The sequence below is a fragment of the Rhodoferax sp. BLA1 genome (genome assembly GCF_013416775.1).
In the GTDB taxonomy this organism is placed as follows: Bacteria; Pseudomonadota; Gammaproteobacteria; order Burkholderiales; family Burkholderiaceae_C; genus Rhodoferax.
In genome coordinates this window covers 227,252-243,685 of record NZ_SZVI01000005.1, presented here as the reverse complement: position 1 = coordinate 243,685, position 16,434 = coordinate 227,252, and the positions used below count along the sequence as shown (strand labels likewise).

General features: G+C 57.7%; 19 protein-coding genes. 16 read left to right on the top strand and 3 right to left on the bottom strand.

Annotation, left to right across the window (positions count from 1 at the left end; translation table 11 throughout):
* Positions 1–51: 51 nt before the first annotated feature.
* From FDG13_RS06805 to minE, 16 genes are all read left to right on the top strand, one after another.
* A complete protein-coding gene (locus FDG13_RS06805) occupies positions 52–1,266 on the top strand; it encodes a 6-phosphofructokinase (protein ID WP_180126048.1) in 1,215 nt (404 codons plus the stop codon).
* Positions 1,267–1,618: 352 nt separating this feature from the next.
* The gene (gene gstA, locus FDG13_RS06800; protein ID WP_180126047.1) at positions 1,619–2,227 is read left to right on the top strand and encodes a glutathione transferase GstA; all 609 of its coding nucleotides are present in this window, start codon (positions 1,619–1,621) and stop codon (positions 2,225–2,227) included.
* Positions 2,228–2,268: 41 nt separating this feature from the next.
* A complete protein-coding gene (gene rquA / locus FDG13_RS06795) occupies positions 2,269–3,012 on the top strand; it encodes a rhodoquinone biosynthesis methyltransferase RquA (protein WP_180126046.1) in 744 nt (247 codons plus the stop codon).
* Between the two features lie 68 nt (positions 3,013–3,080).
* Positions 3,081–3,716 (top strand): cytochrome c biogenesis heme-transporting ATPase CcmA, encoded by a 636-nt coding sequence (gene ccmA / locus FDG13_RS06790; RefSeq protein ID WP_180126045.1) that lies wholly within the window; start codon positions 3,081–3,083, stop codon positions 3,714–3,716.
* Positions 3,713–4,408 (top strand): heme exporter protein CcmB, encoded by a 696-nt coding sequence (gene ccmB / locus FDG13_RS06785; RefSeq protein ID WP_180126044.1) that lies wholly within the window; start codon positions 3,713–3,715, stop codon positions 4,406–4,408. The genes ccmA and ccmB overlap by 4 nt, the downstream gene beginning before the upstream one ends.
* A complete protein-coding gene (gene ccmC, locus FDG13_RS06780) occupies positions 4,405–5,142 on the top strand; it encodes a heme ABC transporter permease CcmC (RefSeq protein WP_180126043.1) in 738 nt (245 codons plus the stop codon). Before ccmB ends, ccmC begins: the two co-directional genes overlap by 4 nt.
* Positions 5,129–5,323: a heme exporter protein CcmD gene (gene ccmD / locus FDG13_RS06775; protein ID WP_180126042.1), complete on the top strand. Its 195-nt coding sequence runs from the start codon at positions 5,129–5,131 to the stop codon at positions 5,321–5,323. Before ccmC ends, ccmD begins: the two co-directional genes overlap by 14 nt.
* On the top strand, positions 5,320–5,763 hold the full coding sequence (ccmE, locus tag FDG13_RS06770; protein WP_180126041.1) for a cytochrome c maturation protein CcmE: 444 nt from the start codon (positions 5,320–5,322) through the stop codon (positions 5,761–5,763). The genes ccmD and ccmE overlap by 4 nt, the downstream gene beginning before the upstream one ends.
* Positions 5,764–5,797: 34 nt before the next feature.
* A complete protein-coding gene (locus tag FDG13_RS06765) occupies positions 5,798–7,765 on the top strand; it encodes a heme lyase CcmF/NrfE family subunit (RefSeq protein ID WP_180126040.1) in 1,968 nt (655 codons plus the stop codon).
* Entirely contained in the window at positions 7,762–8,286 is a 525-nt protein-coding gene (locus FDG13_RS06760) for a DsbE family thiol:disulfide interchange protein (protein WP_180126039.1), read from the top strand. The genes FDG13_RS06765 and FDG13_RS06760 overlap by 4 nt, the downstream gene beginning before the upstream one ends.
* Positions 8,283–8,750, top strand: coding sequence for a cytochrome c-type biogenesis protein (locus tag FDG13_RS06755; protein WP_180126038.1), 468 nt, complete (start codon positions 8,283–8,285; stop codon positions 8,748–8,750). Before FDG13_RS06760 ends, FDG13_RS06755 begins: the two co-directional genes overlap by 4 nt.
* Positions 8,751–8,758: 8 nt before the next feature.
* Positions 8,759–10,096 (top strand): c-type cytochrome biogenesis protein CcmI, encoded by a 1,338-nt coding sequence (ccmI, locus tag FDG13_RS06750; RefSeq protein WP_180126037.1) that lies wholly within the window; start codon positions 8,759–8,761, stop codon positions 10,094–10,096.
* A 387-nt stretch (positions 10,097–10,483) separates the two neighbouring features.
* Complete coding sequence (locus FDG13_RS06745) at positions 10,484–10,663, top strand: hypothetical protein (protein WP_180126036.1); 180 nt, start codon at positions 10,484–10,486, stop codon at positions 10,661–10,663.
* 596 nt (positions 10,664–11,259) lie between these two features.
* Positions 11,260–12,039 (top strand): septum site-determining protein MinC, encoded by a 780-nt coding sequence (minC, locus tag FDG13_RS06740; RefSeq protein ID WP_370528177.1) that lies wholly within the window; start codon positions 11,260–11,262, stop codon positions 12,037–12,039.
* 52 nt (positions 12,040–12,091) lie between these two features.
* The gene (gene minD, locus FDG13_RS06735) at positions 12,092–12,907 is read left to right on the top strand and encodes a septum site-determining protein MinD (protein ID WP_180126034.1); all 816 of its coding nucleotides are present in this window, start codon (positions 12,092–12,094) and stop codon (positions 12,905–12,907) included.
* Between the two features lie 3 nt (positions 12,908–12,910).
* Complete coding sequence (gene minE, locus FDG13_RS06730) at positions 12,911–13,171, top strand: cell division topological specificity factor MinE (RefSeq protein ID WP_078364951.1); 261 nt, start codon at positions 12,911–12,913, stop codon at positions 13,169–13,171.
* A 45-nt stretch (positions 13,172–13,216) separates the two neighbouring features.
* Here the strand turns inward: minE and FDG13_RS06725 are convergent, their stop codons facing one another.
* The 3 genes from FDG13_RS06725 to FDG13_RS06715 form a co-directional block, all read right to left on the bottom strand.
* Entirely contained in the window at positions 13,217–13,549 is a 333-nt protein-coding gene (locus FDG13_RS06725) for a flagellar protein FlaG (protein WP_180126033.1), read from the bottom strand.
* Between the two features lie 121 nt (positions 13,550–13,670).
* On the bottom strand, positions 13,671–13,871 hold the full coding sequence (locus FDG13_RS06720; protein WP_180126032.1) for a hypothetical protein: 201 nt from the start codon (positions 13,869–13,871) through the stop codon (positions 13,671–13,673).
* Between the two features lie 271 nt (positions 13,872–14,142).
* Positions 14,143–16,362, bottom strand: a complete 2,220-nt coding sequence (locus tag FDG13_RS06715) for a cation-translocating P-type ATPase (protein ID WP_255435129.1) — start codon at positions 16,360–16,362, stop codon at positions 14,143–14,145.
* Positions 16,363–16,434: the final 72 nt, after the last annotated feature.

Sequence of the window (16,434 nt, the reverse complement as noted above, 5' to 3'; positions counted from 1 at the left end):
CACAATAGGTCTTGGCAGTTTCAGCAACATTCTTTTGAAACAGGACAATCCATGGCATCCGGAAAAATTCTCGTCGCCCAAGGTGGCGGCCCCACTGCAGTCATCAACCAATCCCTGGTCGGCGTAGCGCTCGAAGCTCGTCGTTTTGGCCAGATCGAACACATCTACGGCGCGCGCCACGGCGTGCGTGGCATCGTCGACGAGAACTTTGTCGACCTGACCCAGGAGACCAGCCACAACCTGGAACTGGTGGCCAACACCCCGTCAAGCGCCCTGGGCTCCACCCGCGACAAACCCGACGCCGCCTACTGCCACGAGATCTTCAAGGTGTTGCAGGCCCACCAGATCGAGCATTTTTTCTACATCGGTGGCAACGACTCCAGTGACACGGTACGCATCGTCAGCGAAGAGGCCCAAGCCGCCAACTACCCACTGCGCACCATCCACATCCCCAAGACCATTGACAACGACTTGGTTGGCAGTGACCACACACCCGGTTTCCCGTCAGCCGCACGTTTTGTGGCGCAAGCTTTTGCCGGTGCCAATCTGGACAACGCCGCCCTGCCCGGCGTCTATGTGGGTGTGGTCATGGGTCGCCACGCCGGTTTCTTGACGGCGGCCTCGGCCCTGGGTAAAAAATTCCCGGACGACGGCCCACACCTGATCTACTTGCCCGAGCGCACCTTTGTGCTGGAGAAATTCCTCGCCGATGTGAAAGTGGCCTACGAGCGTTTTGGCCGTTGTGTGATTGCGGTCTCAGAAGGCATCCACGACGCCTCCGGCACACCGATCGTCACCTTGCTGGCCAAAAAAATCGAGCACGATGCCCACGGCAATGTGCAGCTCTCGGGCAATGGCGCACTGGCCGATTTGTTGTGTGAAGAGATCAAGTCCAAGCTCAACATCACGCGGGTGCGTGGTGACACCTTTGGCTACATGCAACGCTCGTTCATCGGTTGTGTCTCGGACGTGGACCAGCGCGAGGCGCGCGAGGTCGGCGAAAAAGCGGTGCAGTTTGCCATGTGGGGCGACCGCGATGGCTCGGTGGCCATCAAGCGCACCGGCTTTTATTCGGTCGACTACGAACTGCTGCCGCTGGCCAGCGTGGCTGGCAAAACACGCACCATGGAAGACGAGTTCATCACCGCCAGCGGCACCGATGTGACCGACGCCTTCCGTATGTACCTGCGCCCGCTGCTGGGCTCCAAAATGCCCGATGCCTTCCGGCTGCGGCACAACCCGATTGCCAAGGTTTTACACCGGTAAATCATGCTCTAACCCTTATTTAATAAGGGCTGGTAGCTATCGTTTTTGTGATAGCTGGGCTATACGCTGAGACCAGATCTGTCGGGGTCTCACTTGGCCAGCAGGGGTTCACCGTGGTCCGTTCCCAGCGTCGGCGCCGGGGTGCCAACTGTCAGCTCCTTTTTTGATGGCTGACTCACCAAGCAAAACAAGGGCTCACTGCCCCAAACACCCTTGCTGTTCTTGTGCACGATTTCAGGGCTTCCCGGGCGCTTGCCGCGCTCGGAACAGACAGGCGGGTTAGCATCGGCACACCGCTGTTGTTGTTGCCATGGTGTGGCGTTGCTCACCTTCATTTTTTCTGGAACACCGCATGAAACTCTACTACTCGGCCGGCGCATGTTCGTTGGCAACCCATATTGCGATGAAGGAAACCGGGCTGGCTTTTGAAGCCGTGTCCGCACCTACCAAGACCCACCGTCTGGAAGACGGAACCGACTACTACAGCATCAACCCGCTGGGTTATGTGCCGCTGCTGGTGCTCGACGATGGCAAGCAGTTACACGAGGTTGCGGTGATCCTGCAGTACCTGGCCGATCTGGTGCCAGAGCGGCAGTTGGCACCTGCCAACGGCACGTTTGAGCGTTACAAGCTGCAGGAATGGCTCAATTTCATCGCCACAGAGCTGCACAAAGGCTTCTCCCCGCTGTTCACACCGAACCTGCCAGACGAGGCCAAAGAACCCGCCAAAGCCCGCCTAAACGCCCGCCTACAATGGGTTGACGGCGAACTGAGTGGCAAAAATTACCTGATGGGAGACGTGTTCACCGTCGCTGATGCCTATCTTTTTGTGGTGCAAAGTTGGGGCAAGTTCGTGGGCATTGATGTGTCAGCCTTGGTCAACTTGAGCGCTTTCGCCACCCGGGTAGCGGCTCGTCCGGCTGTGCAAGCGGCCTTGCGGGCCGAAGCTTTGTTGAAGTAGGCCACAGCGCCATCACGCACTCTCTGATTCAAGGTCTGTTCATGATTTTCGATAAAACCAGCGCACGCCCACTTGACACATCCTTGACTTCAGCTGCCACCGTTCCCCAAGTCCCTGTTGTCGTACCCGACTATCTCGAAAAGACCTACTGGTGGGCCTATACCCACCCGAATGCGGTTCGAGTGTTTGAGCGCCAGTGGCTGGTGAACCTGATTCTGTGGGGCAACTTTTCGCGCCTGCGTGATCTGGCGCTGCAGGACATGGGCCAGGTCATCACCGGCCAGGTGCTGCAGGTGGCGTGCGTGTATGGCAACCTGACCGAACACATCGTGCGCCGCCTCGACCCCCAGGCTCACCTGAGTGTGATCGACGTGGCACCGGTGCAGATCAAGAACTTGCACCAGAAACTGCGTGACAAACGCCAGGTCAGCATCCTGCAACAAGACGCCTCGAACATGGGTTTTGTGGATGCCAGCCAGGACACCACACTGGTGTTTTTCCTCCTGCATGAAATGCCGGTGGAGGTGCGCCGCCAGACCATCAGCGAGGCGCTGCGTGTGACCAAGCCGGGTGGCAAAGTCATCTTTGTCGACTACCACAAGCCGGTGGCCAGCAGCCCGTTTCGTTACATCATGGTGCCGATCCTGACCACACTGGAGCCGTTTGCGATGGACTTGTGGCAGCACGAGATCACCGAATGGCTGCCCCCTGCAGACAGCTACAGCCACATCGAAAAACACACCTATTTCGGTGGCCTGTATCAAAAGGTGGTCATCACCCGCTGAAGCCGTCTGTGGTCCCGGGCAAGGGGCGGGCCATAAGATAATTCGAGCATTTTGTTGCTGGCACGCTCTTGAACACCTCACCTACCCTGACATTTTCCAAACTTGGCTGTACCAAGGGTGGGCGTCAGCTTTTCAGGGATGTGGATCACACCCTGCAAGCGGGCCACTGGCTGTATGTCACCGGCGCCAACGGTGTGGGCAAAACCAGTTTGTTGCGCATGGTCTGTGGTTTGGCACCAGTAGATTCAGGCCAGATTCTCTGGAACAACAGCCCCATTGCCGCCCAGCGTGACAGTTACCGGCAAGACCTGTGTTACCTGGGCCACCTCAACGCCTTGCAGGAATCGATGTCGGTCCAGGAAAACCTGGTGTTCACCTCGGCGTTGGCCGGGGTGGCACTGGACGCGCAACAGGCCAAGTTGGTCCTGGCGCGGTTTGGCCTGCACGGGCGCGCACAACAACTGGTGCGCCACCTCTCCCAAGGGCAAAAGCGCCGTGTGGCCTTGTCGCGGCTGGCACTCAGCTCGGCCAAGCTGTGGGTGCTGGACGAGCCCTATGTGGCGATGGACGAGGCTGGCATCCAAATGTTGTCAGACCTGATTGCTGGCCATCTGGACCAGGGCGGCCTGGCGGTGTTGACCAGCCACCAACGGGTGCCGGTTGGCACACACAGCCCACAGATTTTGGAATTGACCGCGTCATGACCCACCCACCCTCCCCACTGGGCGCTGCCTCGGTCATGCTGGCCCTGATCCGGCGCGAAATCGCCTTGGGTCTGCGGCAAAAGGGCGAGGTACTGACACCGCTGGTGTTTTTCATGGTGATTGCCAGCCTGTTCCCGCTGGGGGTGGGTGCCGAATCGAGTTTGTTACTGCGCATGGCACCCGGTGTGTTGTGGGTCAGTGCATTGCTGGCGGCGATGTTGTCGTTACAACGCATGTTCGCCACCGATTACGCCGACGGCTCACTCGAGCAAATGGTGTTGTCCCCGACCCCGCTGGGCCTGCTGGTGCTGGCCAAGGCGCTGGCGCACTTTCTGTTGTCGGGTGTGCCGCTGGTACTGATGGCGCCGGTGTTGGGCCTGCAGTTTGGACTGGACGGCCGGGCGCTGGGCATTTTGATGCTGAGCCTGCTGCTGGGCACACCCACCTTGAGCCTGATTGGCAGCATTGGCGCCGCATTGACCTTGGGCGTACGCGGCGCAGGGGTTTTGTTGTCCCTGCTGATTCTGCCGCTTTATATTCCGGTGCTGATCTTTGGTGCCGGCGCGGTTGAAGCGGATGCTGCTGGCCTGGGATTTGGCGGGCACCTGTCGCTGCTGTCCGCCTTGCTGGTGCTGTCTCTCTTTTTTTCACCCATGGCCACTGCCGCTGCCCTGAGGATTTCTCTGGAATGAAAACACGCGTTGTTCACTGGTTCAAATTTGCCTCGCCACAAAGTTTTTATGGGCTGGCGGGCAAGATGTGGCCCTGGTTTGCCGGCCTGGCCACGGTGCTGGCCGTGGTCGGTTTGTGGATCTCTTTTTTTGTGGCACCGGTGGACGCCCAACAGGGCCAGGGTTACCGCATCATCTTTGTCCATGTGCCAGCCTCACAGCTGTCAATGCTGATCTACCTGGTGATGGCTGCCTGGGCCGGTCTGGGGCTGGCGTTCAACACCCGCCTGTCAGGCATGATGGCCTGTGCACTGGCTCCCACGGGCGCACTGTTTGCCTTTTTGTCACTCATCACCGGGGCCTTGTGGGGTAAACCGATGTGGGGCACCTGGTGGGTCTGGGACGCGCGCCTGACCTCCGAGTTGATCCTGCTGTTTCTCTACCTCGGTTTCATGGCATTACACGCCAGCATTGACGACCCGCGCCGGGCCGACAAAGCCAGTGCGGTACTGGCGCTGGTGGGTGCGGTTAATGTGCCGATCATTTATTTCTCGGTCAAATGGTGGAACACCCTGCACCAGGGTGCCTCGGTGTCGCTCAAAGGCAGTTCCATGGCCAGCACCATGCTGAGCGGCATGTTGATCATGGTGCTGGCGTTCTGGATGTACGCCATCGCCATCGCCCTGCTTCGGGTGCGCAACATCATTTTGGATCGTGAACGTCATACGGAATGGGTGAAACATGCAGTGGCATAGCTGGTCAGAATTCTGGGAGATGGGGGGTTACGGCCTCTACGTCTGGGGCAGTTTTGGCATCACCGCGCTGGTGGTCGTTGGAGAGATCTGGCAACTTCGTGCACAACGCCGGGCCTTGTTACGAAACCTTTTGAACGAAACCAGCTCTCAAGACGATCACCATTCGTCCACACTCTCATGAAACCACGTCATAAACGCGCCGCCCTCATAACTGGTGGCCTCGCCGCGATTGGGCTGGCCGCCTACTTTGTGCTCAATGCCTTTGAGAGCAACCTGGTGTTTTTTTTCACCCCGAGCCAGATCGCCTCTGGTGAGGCACCCAAAGAACGTACCTTTCGCGTCGGCGGCATGGTCAAGGAAGGTTCCCTCAAGCGCGACAACCTGACCGTACATTTTGTGGTGACCGACACCGCCAAAGAGGTGAACGTGTCCTACACCGGTATCCTGCCCGACCTGTTCAAGGAAGGCAAAGGCGTGGTGGCCCAGGGCAAACTCGATGGCAGCGGGCATTTCACCGCCTCCGAGGTGCTGGCCAAACACGATGAAAACTACATGCCCCCCGAAGCTCAGCATGCCATGGACCAGGCGCAGCTGAACAAGGCCGCCAGCTCCCTCAAGTAGGCCTGGCCCACCGCCACTTAACAAAAAACACGCCATGATTCCAGAAATTGGACACTTTTCACTGATCCTGGCCATGCTGGTCGCTTGTTTCCTGGGGGTACTGAGCATCGCCGGTGGGCAGCAAGGCCGTGCCGACTGGATGGCTCTGGCGCGCCCTGGTGCCCAGGTGTTGTGCCTGCTGGCCGCGTTTTCCTTTGGCTGCCTGACCTACGCGTTTTACACCAACGATTTTTCGGTGATGTATGTCGCGCAGCACTCCAACTCCAAGCTGCCAGACATGTACCGGTTTGCCGCCGTCTGGGGTGGCCATGAGGGCTCGCTGCTGCTGTGGCTGCTGATGTTGTGCGGCTGGATGATGGCCATCTCATTGTTTTCACGCCAGTTGCCCGATGTGATGGTGTCGCGTGTGCTGGGGGTGATGGCCCTGATTGCGGCGGGCTTTTTGATGTTCATGCTGTTCACCTCCAACCCCTTTTTGCGGTTGGTGGACATCCCGGCCGACGGTCGGGACCTCAACCCCTTGTTACAAGACCCGGGTCTGGTGTTTCACCCACCCATGCTCTACATGGGGTATGTTGGTATGTCGGTGCCCTTTGCCTTCTCGATTGCCGCCCTGCTCAATGGCCGCCTGGATGCCGCCTGGGCACGCTGGACCCGGCCCTGGGCCACCGCTGCCTGGATCTGCCTGACCATTGGTATTGCCCTGGGCTCCTGGTGGGCCTACTACGAACTGGGTTGGGGTGGCTGGTGGTTCTGGGACCCGGTGGAAAACGCCTCGTTTTTGCCCTGGCTGATCGGCACCGCACTGATCCACTCGCTGGCGGTCACCGAAAAGCGTGGCCTGTTCAGAAGCTGGACCATCATGCTGTCACTGATCGCTTTCTCCCTGAGCCTGCTCGGAACCTTCCTGGTGCGCTCGGGTGTGCTGACCTCGGTGCATGCCTTTGCGTCCGATCCCAAACGCGGGGTGTTCATCCTGTTGTTCCTGGCATTGGTGGTGGGCAGTTCACTGGTTCTGTTTGCCACGCGTTCCGGCAAAGTGCGCTCGGGGGGCTCCTTTGCCCTGTTGTCACGCGAAACTTTTTTGCTGCTCAACAATGTGCTGCTGACCACCGCTGCCGCTGCGGTGCTGCTGGGCACGGTCTACCCCTTGATCATTGATGCGCTCAATCTGGGCAAACTCTCAGTGGGGCCGCCTTATTTCAACAGCGTGTTTGCACCCATCATGCTGCCAGTGCTGTTCTTGATGGTGATCGGCTCCTTTGCCCGTTGGAAGAGTGACACGGCCAGTAACCTGCTCAGAAAACTCAGCCCGGTGGCGCTGGTATCGGTACTGCTGGGTTGCGGCGCGCCGTTTTTGGCGGGGTCCTGGTCAGCACTGGTGGCGCTGTCTCTGTCGCTGGCCTTCTGGATTGTTCTGGGGTCCTGTGTGCAAATCTACCGTCAGCTCAAAGACACACTGCACTGGAGGTCGACACCCATGTCTTTCTGGGGCATGCATGTGGCGCACATTGGTATCGCGGTGTGTGTGGTTGGTATCACCATGGTCAAGGGTTATGAAACCGAAAAAGACGTGCGCATGACTGTCGGCGACACGGTCGAAGTGGGTGGCTACACCTTCCGCCTGACCGGCATCAGCCAAAAAGTCGGCCCCAACTACAACGCCGATGTCGGCACGGTGGAGCTGATCAAGAACAGCCAGGTGCTCAAGACCCTTCACCCTGAAAAACGCAGCTATTTTTCATCCACCATGCCAATGACCGAAGCCGCCATCGACAGCGGTCTCACACGCGATGTGTATGTGTCTTTGGGTGAAAAACTCGACAGCAGTGGTCCACCTGCCTGGGCAGTACGTGTTTATCACAAGCCATTTGTGCCCTGGATCTGGGTCGGTTGTCTGTTGATGGCACTCGGTGGTGCCATGGCTGTGATGGACAAACGCTACCGCCGCAAGCTGGTGAGCACATGGACAGGGGTTGAGGTGAAAGGTGCCACGACATGAAAAAGGCCTATATCCCGCTAGGCATTTTTGTTGTGTTGCTGGTGTTCCTCGGCATTGGCCTCACCCGTGACCCACGTGAAATTCCTTCGCCGCTGATTGGCAAACCCGCACCCGATTTTTCTGCCCCGGTGCTGGACAACCCGGCCCTGCAGATCACCAAACAAGACATGTTGGGCAAAGTCTGGTTGCTCAACACCTGGGCCTCCTGGTGTGTAGCCTGCCGGGAAGAACATCCCCTGTTGATGGAATTTACCAAAACCAAGACCATCCCCATCGTTGGCCTGGACTACAAAGACAAGGATCAGGATGGCCAAAAGTGGCTGGCTCGTTTTGGCAACCCCTATGACGTGGTGATTGCCGACCGGGATGGCCGCATCGGCATCAACTTTGGTGTCTATGGTGTGCCTGAGAGCTTTTTGATCGACAAAGCCGGTGTCATTCGTTACAAGCAGATCGGCCCGTTCACACCGGACGCCCTGCAAAACAAACTGCTGCCTTTGATCCGGGAACTACAACAATGAAAGTCTGGTTTGCTTTGATTCTTTGCTGGCAACTGCTGGCACCAACCTATGCCAACGAAGCTGCCCCTTTGGCGGACGATCCGGTGGTGGAACAGCGCCTGATCAGCATTGCAGAAGAATTGCGTTGCCTGGTGTGCCAGAACGAGTCTCTGGCGGGTTCGCGCGCCGAGCTGGCCAACGATTTACGTCGCGAAGTCCGTAGCCTGATCACTGCCGGCAAATCGGACGCTGAAATCAAGGAATTCCTGGTCAGCCGTTACGGTGACTTTGTACTGTACAAGCCGCCTGTCAAGCCCAGTACCTGGCTGTTGTGGTTTGGCCCTTTGTTGTTGTTGTTGGGCGCGGTCTGGTTGCTGATCCGCACCATCCGCCAAACCCAGAACAATGCCAACACCGAGGTGCTTGACGATACCAAGCGGGCCAGGGCACAAGCCCTCTTACAAAAGACTGATCTTCCAAAATGACTCTATTTATGGGAATCGCAGCGCTCATGACGCTGCTGGTGGTGGCTTGGCTGATTTATCCCTTGCTGCGTCCACCACAACACCGTGGTGTCTCTGCCGAGCGTTTGAACATTGACATCCACCGCGACCAGCTCAAGGCGCTGGAGGCTGACCTGGAACGTGGTGTCATCAGCCAACAAGACTTTGAAGCAAGCCGCGACGAGTTGCAACTGCGTTTGCTCGACGACACGGAAAGCCACGAATCTCGCCAGCCCAACCACAGCAACAGCTTCTGGAATGCCAAACGCATCGCCTGGCTCATGGGTTTGGCCACACCGGCGCTGGCCATCGGCATATACATACAACTCGGTGCACCCACCGCCATCGACAGGGTGGCACCCACCGCAGTGGATGACCAGCAAGTCAAACAAATGGTCGACACCCTGGCTGCCAAATTGCAGGCCAATCCAGACAATCCAAAAGGCTGGGCCATGCTGGCGCGCTCCTACAAAGTGCTGGGCCGACTGGAAGACGCTAAAGCAGCTTTTGAGAAGGCGGGCGACTATGTGCACACCGATCCAGATGTGTTGTTGGACTACGCAGCCTTGCTTGGCATACTCAACGGCAGCAAGCTGGAGGGCCAAGCCGCACAGATGATCAACGAGGTGCTCACACTCAGCCCGGACCATCCCAATGGCCTGATGTTGTCGGGCATCAGTGCCTACCAACGGGCAGACTACGCAACTGCCGTCAAACAATGGGAGAAATTGCTCGGCCTGTTGGACCCCAACTCAGCTGACGCACAACAGATCCAGGCCAATATCGACGACGCACGAGCCCAAGGCAAATTACCCGCCGGAGACAACACCAAACTGCCACCTGTTCCCGCCGGCGCAGCCAATGGCAGCACCACACCCGAGATGATCAACCAGATGGTAGAGCGGCTCGCCAGTCGCCTCAAAGACAATCCCAATGACTACCCTGGCTGGGCCCGGCTGGCCAACGCCTACAAGGTCCAGGGGAGGCTCGATGAGGCAGTCCAGGCCTTTGGCAAGACCGGCCCACTGCTGGAAACCGATGCCAACTTGATCACCCAGTACGCCGACCTGTTGGCCACACGCGCCAAAGGTGATTTCAAGGGGCAAGCACTGGCACTGGTCAACAAAGCCCTGCGCATCGACCCCAAACAGCCCAATGCCCTCATGATGGCAGCACAAGCCGCTTACCAGGCGGCTGACTACGGCACTGCCATCCGCCACTGGGAAACCGTGCTGACGGTGCTGCCTGGCGGCTCACAAGAGAGCCAACTCGTGCGCAGCGAGATCACCGATGCTAAAACCAAGCTGGCAGCACGCAGCAAACCCTGACGCTTTTTTCACCCAACTGCCACCAACCAGATGCGGGCGATGCCCGCATCTGGTTTTTTTTCGTCCAAAACGGCTCAACAACCCCATAACAAAGTGCCACACGCGACTTGGATAAAGCTGTGAATAGTTTGTCTTTAAAAAATGACTTATCCACATAAAAAATTTTGAACTGGAGTTGTCCAGTTTCCGGGCGCAGTTGCAAGGCATGCACATGCACAGGAATTGGAATGCTGTAAGTCTATGTTTTATATGAATTAAATGAGCTTATCCACGGAAGGGGGCAAAGCTTATCTACTACTACTATTTTGTATTCCAATATTTAAATAAAGACAAGGCTGAAGTTTTGACACCCATTTTTGACATCGGAGAAAAATCGAGGGTTGGCTCGTGAACCTCCTCAAAGCCAATGCCAGTGACGCTCCTCGCTGGGCGCGCTTGGCCGACGCCTACAAGGTTCTGGACAAGCTGGATGAGGCTGTAAAAGCTATTTCGTTGCCGGAAGCAGACGCCAATGTGATCACCCAGTTTGTTGACCTGTTGGTCACACCCACCCATGGTGATATGTAGGTCCATATCGTGCACAACGAGATCACCGATGCCAGAACCAAGCTGGCGGCACACAGCTAAGCCTGACTGTTTTTTTCACCAAACGGCCACAAACAGATCGCCGCTATGCCCGAATCTGACTTTTCATTCCAAACGGCTCAACAGCTCTGAGACAAAGCTGCAACAGGTGACTTGGATAAGTCTGTGAATAATGTGTCTTGAAAAAAAGACTTATCCACAAAAAAATTGAAAAAGTGAAGTTGTTCAGTTTTCGGTAGCAGATGCAAGACAGGTACGTGCACAGGAATTTTCGTACGGTAAATCTTTGTTTTATATGGACTAAATGGACTTATCCACGGAGACGAGCAAAGCTTATCTGCTACTACTATTTGATATTCCAAGATTTGGATAAAGACAAGGCCAAAGTTTTGACAGCGTTTACTGGATACGGAGAAATTTCAAAGAAGCTTGTGCATAAAGTGAAATATCCTTGGTCTGCCTGCCTTTTTTTGGAGTGCAATCAAGTAACATTTGGGCCTGGCTTGATGACGCCGTCCCCGACAAGGTATTTGTCTTGCCCAAACCCCTGCGCTTTACCCGTTTCGCCTCCAACACCTGTGACTGACTCCTTCGAAATTAAAAGCGCCCAGCTTCCGCTGATGTCGCTGGTCACCAAAACGCCCGATTTGCAAACCGTGGCGGCTGAATTGCTCAAGCGTTATGGGCCAGCCAGCGACAACGCCGATTTTTTTGACCAGGACGCGGTGGTCATTGACTGCGCTAAACACCAGGTGGAAGTGGACAAGCAGGGTCTGTCGGCCCTGATCACATCCCTGCAGAGTTGTCGCCTGAAGCCAGTGGCATTTCGTGGTCATCCGACCAACAACAACGAAGCCGCTGTGGCCTTGGGATTGGTGATTGCGGCGCCAGAGGTGACCCGCAGCAAATCCGCAGCAGAGGCCAAAAAAATGGTCTCAGCACCGACCGAGGTGGTCAGAGAAGTGGTGACCGAAGTCATTCGTGAAGTGGTGCGTGAGGTGCCTGTGGCCGGACCTGGCACCCTGGTGATTGACAAACCGGTGCGCTCAGGGCAAAAAGTGTACGCCCGTGGTGCGGATCTGGTGGTGCTGGCCATGGTCAACCAGGGTGGTGAAATTGTGGCGGACGGCCACATCCATGTGTATGCCCCGCTGCGTGGCAAAGCCATGGCTGGGGCCAGTGGCAACGTCAACGCCCGTATTTTCTCGACTTGCCTGGAGCCAGAACTCATTTCGATTGCCGGGGTTTACCGCACCAGCGAAAATCCGCTAGCGCCAGACATCCAGGGCAAAGCAGCGCAAGTGCGTTTGAGTGATGATGGCCAGGAGAAGCTGCTGTTTGAATCCCTGAAATCCTGACGAAGTCGCCACTAGGCGACCTCTGAATTCCTGTTTGAAAGATTGTGTAGTTATGACAAAAATCATTGTGGTGACCTCTGGCAAAGGTGGCGTTGGTAAAACCACGACCAGCGCCAGTTTTGCAACCGGCCTGGCACTGCGTGGTCACAAAACAGCGGTGATCGACTTTGACGTGGGCCTGCGTAATCTGGACCTGATCATGGGGTGTGAACGCCGTGTGGTGTATGACCTGATCAACGTCATCCATGGTGAAGCCAACCTGAACCAGGCGCTGATCAAGGACAAGCAGTGTGACAACCTCTACGTGCTGGCCGCCTCACAAACCCGGGACAAAGACGCGTTGACACAAGAGGGTGTTGGCAAGGTGCTGGCCGACCTGACCGCCATGGACTTTGATTTCATCGTCTGTGATTCACCTGCCGGCATTGAAACCGGTGCGCTGATGGCCATGCATTTCGCCGACGAAGCGCTGGTGGTGACCAACCCCGAAGTGTCTTCGGTGCGCGACTCAGACCGCATCCTGGGCATGTTGTCCAGCAAAACCAAACGTGGCATGGCGGGTGAAGAACCTATCAAGGAACACCTGCTGATCACCCGCTACAACCCGGCGCGGGTCAACCAGGGCCAGATGTTGTCTTTGCAAGACATCCAGGACATTTTGCGTATCAAACTCATTGGGGTGATTCCCGAGAGTGAAAGTGTGTTGCAGGCATCCAACCAGGGTGTGCCAGCGGTGCACCTGAACGGCAGCGATGTCTCGGAAGCCTACAAGGACGTGGTGTCGCGTTTCCTGGGTGAAGACAAACCCTTGCGTTTCATCGATGCGCCCAAGCAAGGCCTGTTGCAACGCCTGTTCGGGAGCAAATAAAGCATGTCTTTTTTCTCATTTTTTCTCGGTGAAAAAACAAAGACAGCCAGTGTGGCCAAGGAGCGCCTGCAGATCATCCTGGCCCACGAGCGCAGCGGCCGCAGCCCGGCCACGCCCGACTATCTGCCCGATCTGCAGCGTGAACTGATTGCGGTGATCAGTAAATACGTCAGGATCAATCAGGATGACATCAAGGTCAACCTGGAGCGCCAGGACAATCTGGAAGTGCTCGAGGTCAAGATCGAGCTGCCAGACAAACGCTGATGGCTCTGAGCTGCTCATCCGCCTGGATGACAGCCTGTTTGCTGCTCAAGCCTGCTGGTTGAGCAGTGAACCTTTTTGGAACCGGTCCATCTCTTTTGAAATACGCAGGGCCACCTCAGAGGGCACTTGCCACAGCACTTCTTTGGTGACGTTGTTGGTCAGCGTCAGCAACTGTTTGCCACTGTCTTGGTCCACAGAAAACTGCAACTCTTTGGCCGCCACCGGCACCTTGCTTTGCATGTCACTCACCAATTGGTTCAACTCAGCAGGGCTGGGCGTGGTGTTGCTGGCTCCAATGGTCTGGTTGTTTTTGATTGGCTGCTTGGCTGGTGCCGAGGTGTTCACAGTGCCTGCAGCAGGTAAAACTGTGTTGTTCACTGGCGTTTTGATCGCCGTTGGGCTTGGACCTGAGGGCGTCAGGCCCGCTGCAGTTCCTGTCACGGCGAAAGTACCCATGGCTGAAGATCCTTGTCAGTCGCTCTGGAAGGTGATTGCCCGATCAGGCTTTCACACTCAGGTTAGTGCCTGTGAGTTGCCCCAGGGCATTGGTGAATGCCTGTGCTGTGCTGGCCGGTTTGGACGTGCTGTCCTCAGCCGGCGGGGGTGTCGGCTTATCACCCCGTTTGGCGTCTGTCGCCTCCAGCGGGTTGGTTTTTTGCGGAGCTTGAACAGGGGTACTTGAGGAGATAGAGATGGTCATGGACAGTGGCCTTTCTATAAAGAGACGGTTAAGTGACTCACACCTGCGACACAAGAAGCCAGGTAACTCTGTAAAAAGAGTTCTACCTGATCACCTTATCGGCGCGGTTTTTGAGAACTTAAATGTCAAAGTCCACTTTTTTCAAGATTTTTGATGTTGGCCGCCAGCCGCCAAGGCCAGCCCTCAAGCACATGGCCGACCCAGGTTGTTGAATGTTACAAAAAGACGAGCTACCAGCCCTTTATCAATAAGGGCTGGAAGTCAGTTTTCCTTATAAACCCGGGCGCCAGCGCTTGAGCAGCAAGGCGTTGGCCATGACACTCACCGAACTCAGCGCCATGGCGGCACCGGCCATCACTGGGTTCAATACACCAAACGCCGCCAGCGGAATGCCCACCACGTTGTAGACAAAGGCCCAGAACAGGTTCTGCCGGATCTTGGCCACGGTGCGCCGAGAAATGTCCAGCGCGCCAGCCACCAGCGCCAGATCCCCACGCATCAGGGTGATGCCGGCGGCGTGCATCGCCACATCGGTGCCACCACCCGCATTGGCCATCGCCATGCCGACATCGGCAGCGGCCAGCGCCGGGGCGTCGTTGATGCCGTCACCCACCATCACCACGGTCTGACCGCCCTGTTTTAATGCGCTGACGTGGGCCGCCTTGTCACCCGGTAGCACATCGCTAGTCACCTCGTCTGGTCTCAAACCGACACGCCTTGCCATGGCTTGCGCGGCCACTTGCTGGTCACCCGAGAGCATTAACACCCGGATGCCACGGGCACGCAGACTGGTGATGGCCGGGGCAGCGCTGGGTTTGGGCTCGTCGCCAAAGGCCATCAGGGCCAATACCTGCACGCCATCAGGGCCGCGTTGGGCCAGCGCCGCCAGCGTGGCGCCCGCAGTTTGCAGGCGGGCCACAGCCTCACCCAGCTCGGCCAGTTGACCGCCCAGTGAACCGATCCAAGCCAGGTTGCCAATCACAAAATCCTGGTTGTCCACCGTGCCTTGTAAACCTTTGCCGGGGGTGGAGAGCACCTGGCTGACCTCGGGCAAGCTGATGTGTCGCTCAGCCGCTGCGGCCACCACGGCTCGCGCCAGTGGGTGGCTGCTGCCGCTCTGAATCGCAGCGGCCACGGCCAGCCAGCGCGCTTCATCCTGCCCCGGCAAGACCACAAAATTGGTCAAAAGTGCCTGGCCCACCGTCAGGGTGCCGGTTTTGTCAAACACCACCACCTGCGCTTTGTGGGCCAACTCCAGCGCCTGGGCGTCCTTGATCAGAATGCCATGTTTTGCCGCTACGCCGGTGCCCGCCATGATCGCCACCGGTGTGGCCAGACCCAGCGCGCAGGGGCAGGCAATCACCAGCACCGTCACCGCGTTGATCAGCGCCACATCAAAAGCATGGCCGGTGAACCACCAGCCCAGCAGTGTCAACAGCGCCAGCACCAGTACCACCGGCACAAACACCGCGCTGACCTGGTCCACCAGCCGCTGGATTGGCGCTTTGCCAGCCTGGGCGTCTTCCACCAACGTGATGATGTGGGCCAGCACCGTGTCCACGCCCACCGCCTTGACCGTGATGATGAGCCGCCCATCGCCATTGAGCGTGCCGCCGGTGATCGGGTCACCCTCTTTTTTGCCCACCGGCAAGGGTTCCCCGGTCAGCATCGACTCATCCACCTGGCTCTGCCCTTCCAGCACCAGGCCATCGACGGCAAAACGTTCACCGGGGCGCACCACCAGCCGGTCGCCGGCCAGCACCTCGTCCACCGGCACATCCACCTCACCGTCCAGCCCCAGCAGGTGGGCCACGTCGGGGCGCAGCGCGTGCAAGGCGCGGATGGCCGAGGTGGTTTGCCGCTTGGCGCGTGCCTCCAGCCATTTGCCGAGCAGCACCAGCGTGATCACCACCGCCGAGGCTTCAAAGTACAGGTGCGGCATCTCATCCGCAGGCGACTGCAACCACAACCAGACCGACAGCGCCCAGCCTGCCGTGGTGCCCAAAGACACCAGCAAATCCATGTTGCCGCTGCGTGCCAGCAGTGCATGCCAACCGGCCTTGTAAAAACGTGCACCCAGCACAAATTGAACCGGTGTGGCCAGCACAAACTGCAGCCAGGCGGGCAGCATCCAGTGTTGGCCCAGCAGGTCACCGAGCATCGGCAACATCAGCGGTACCGACAAGGCCAGGCCCAGCGCCACCGGGCCAAAACCAGCCCAGGCTGAGGCCGACGGCGCATCCACCGCAGCGTTGGCCGCCACCGGCTCGTAACCCGCATCACGGATGGCGCGTTTGAGCCGCGCCTCAATCTGCTCAGACGGCGCCACCATCACCCGCGCCGACTCGGTGGCCAGGTTCACCGCCACTTCGGTCACACCGGGCACTTTTTTCAGGGCACGTTCGGCCCGGGCCACACACGAGGCACAAGTCATGCCGTGGATGCCAAGGTCAATACGCAGGGGGGGAAGGTCAGAAGTCGGGGTGGTCATAGAGGTGCGAGGCTCGAAACAGAGGGAACAGGGTCCACAATAAGTCTTTTGTGATCACCCTATTTTCAGAGG

Excerpts from the sequence above, each read along its gene's own strand:
- ccmB (WP_180126044.1), top strand. The coding sequence starts at position 3,713 with ATGACCCACCCACCCTCCCCACTGGGCGCTGCCTCGGTCATGCTGGCC.
- minE (WP_078364951.1), top strand. The coding sequence starts at position 12,911 with ATGTCTTTTTTCTCATTTTTTCTCGGTGAAAAAACAAAGACAGCCAGT.
- rquA (WP_180126046.1), top strand. The coding sequence starts at position 2,269 with ATGATTTTCGATAAAACCAGCGCACGCCCACTTGACACATCCTTGACT.
- FDG13_RS06805 (WP_180126048.1), top strand. The coding sequence starts at position 52 with ATGGCATCCGGAAAAATTCTCGTCGCCCAAGGTGGCGGCCCCACTGCA.
- FDG13_RS06760 (WP_180126039.1), top strand. The coding sequence starts at position 7,762 with ATGAAAAAGGCCTATATCCCGCTAGGCATTTTTGTTGTGTTGCTGGTG.
- ccmI (WP_180126037.1), top strand. The coding sequence starts at position 8,759 with ATGGGAATCGCAGCGCTCATGACGCTGCTGGTGGTGGCTTGGCTGATT.
- gstA (WP_180126047.1), top strand. The coding sequence starts at position 1,619 with ATGAAACTCTACTACTCGGCCGGCGCATGTTCGTTGGCAACCCATATT.
- FDG13_RS06715 (WP_255435129.1), bottom strand. The coding sequence starts at position 16,362 with ATGACCACCCCGACTTCTGACCTTCCCCCCCTGCGTATTGACCTTGGC.
- ccmE (WP_180126041.1), top strand. The coding sequence starts at position 5,320 with ATGAAACCACGTCATAAACGCGCCGCCCTCATAACTGGTGGCCTCGCC.
- FDG13_RS06765 (WP_180126040.1), top strand. The coding sequence starts at position 5,798 with ATGATTCCAGAAATTGGACACTTTTCACTGATCCTGGCCATGCTGGTC.
- ccmC (WP_180126043.1), top strand. The coding sequence starts at position 4,405 with ATGAAAACACGCGTTGTTCACTGGTTCAAATTTGCCTCGCCACAAAGT.
- minD (WP_180126034.1), top strand. The coding sequence starts at position 12,092 with ATGACAAAAATCATTGTGGTGACCTCTGGCAAAGGTGGCGTTGGTAAA.
- FDG13_RS06720 (WP_180126032.1), bottom strand. The coding sequence starts at position 13,871 with ATGACCATCTCTATCTCCTCAAGTACCCCTGTTCAAGCTCCGCAAAAA.
- ccmD (WP_180126042.1), top strand. The coding sequence starts at position 5,129 with ATGCAGTGGCATAGCTGGTCAGAATTCTGGGAGATGGGGGGTTACGGC.
- FDG13_RS06755 (WP_180126038.1), top strand. The coding sequence starts at position 8,283 with ATGAAAGTCTGGTTTGCTTTGATTCTTTGCTGGCAACTGCTGGCACCA.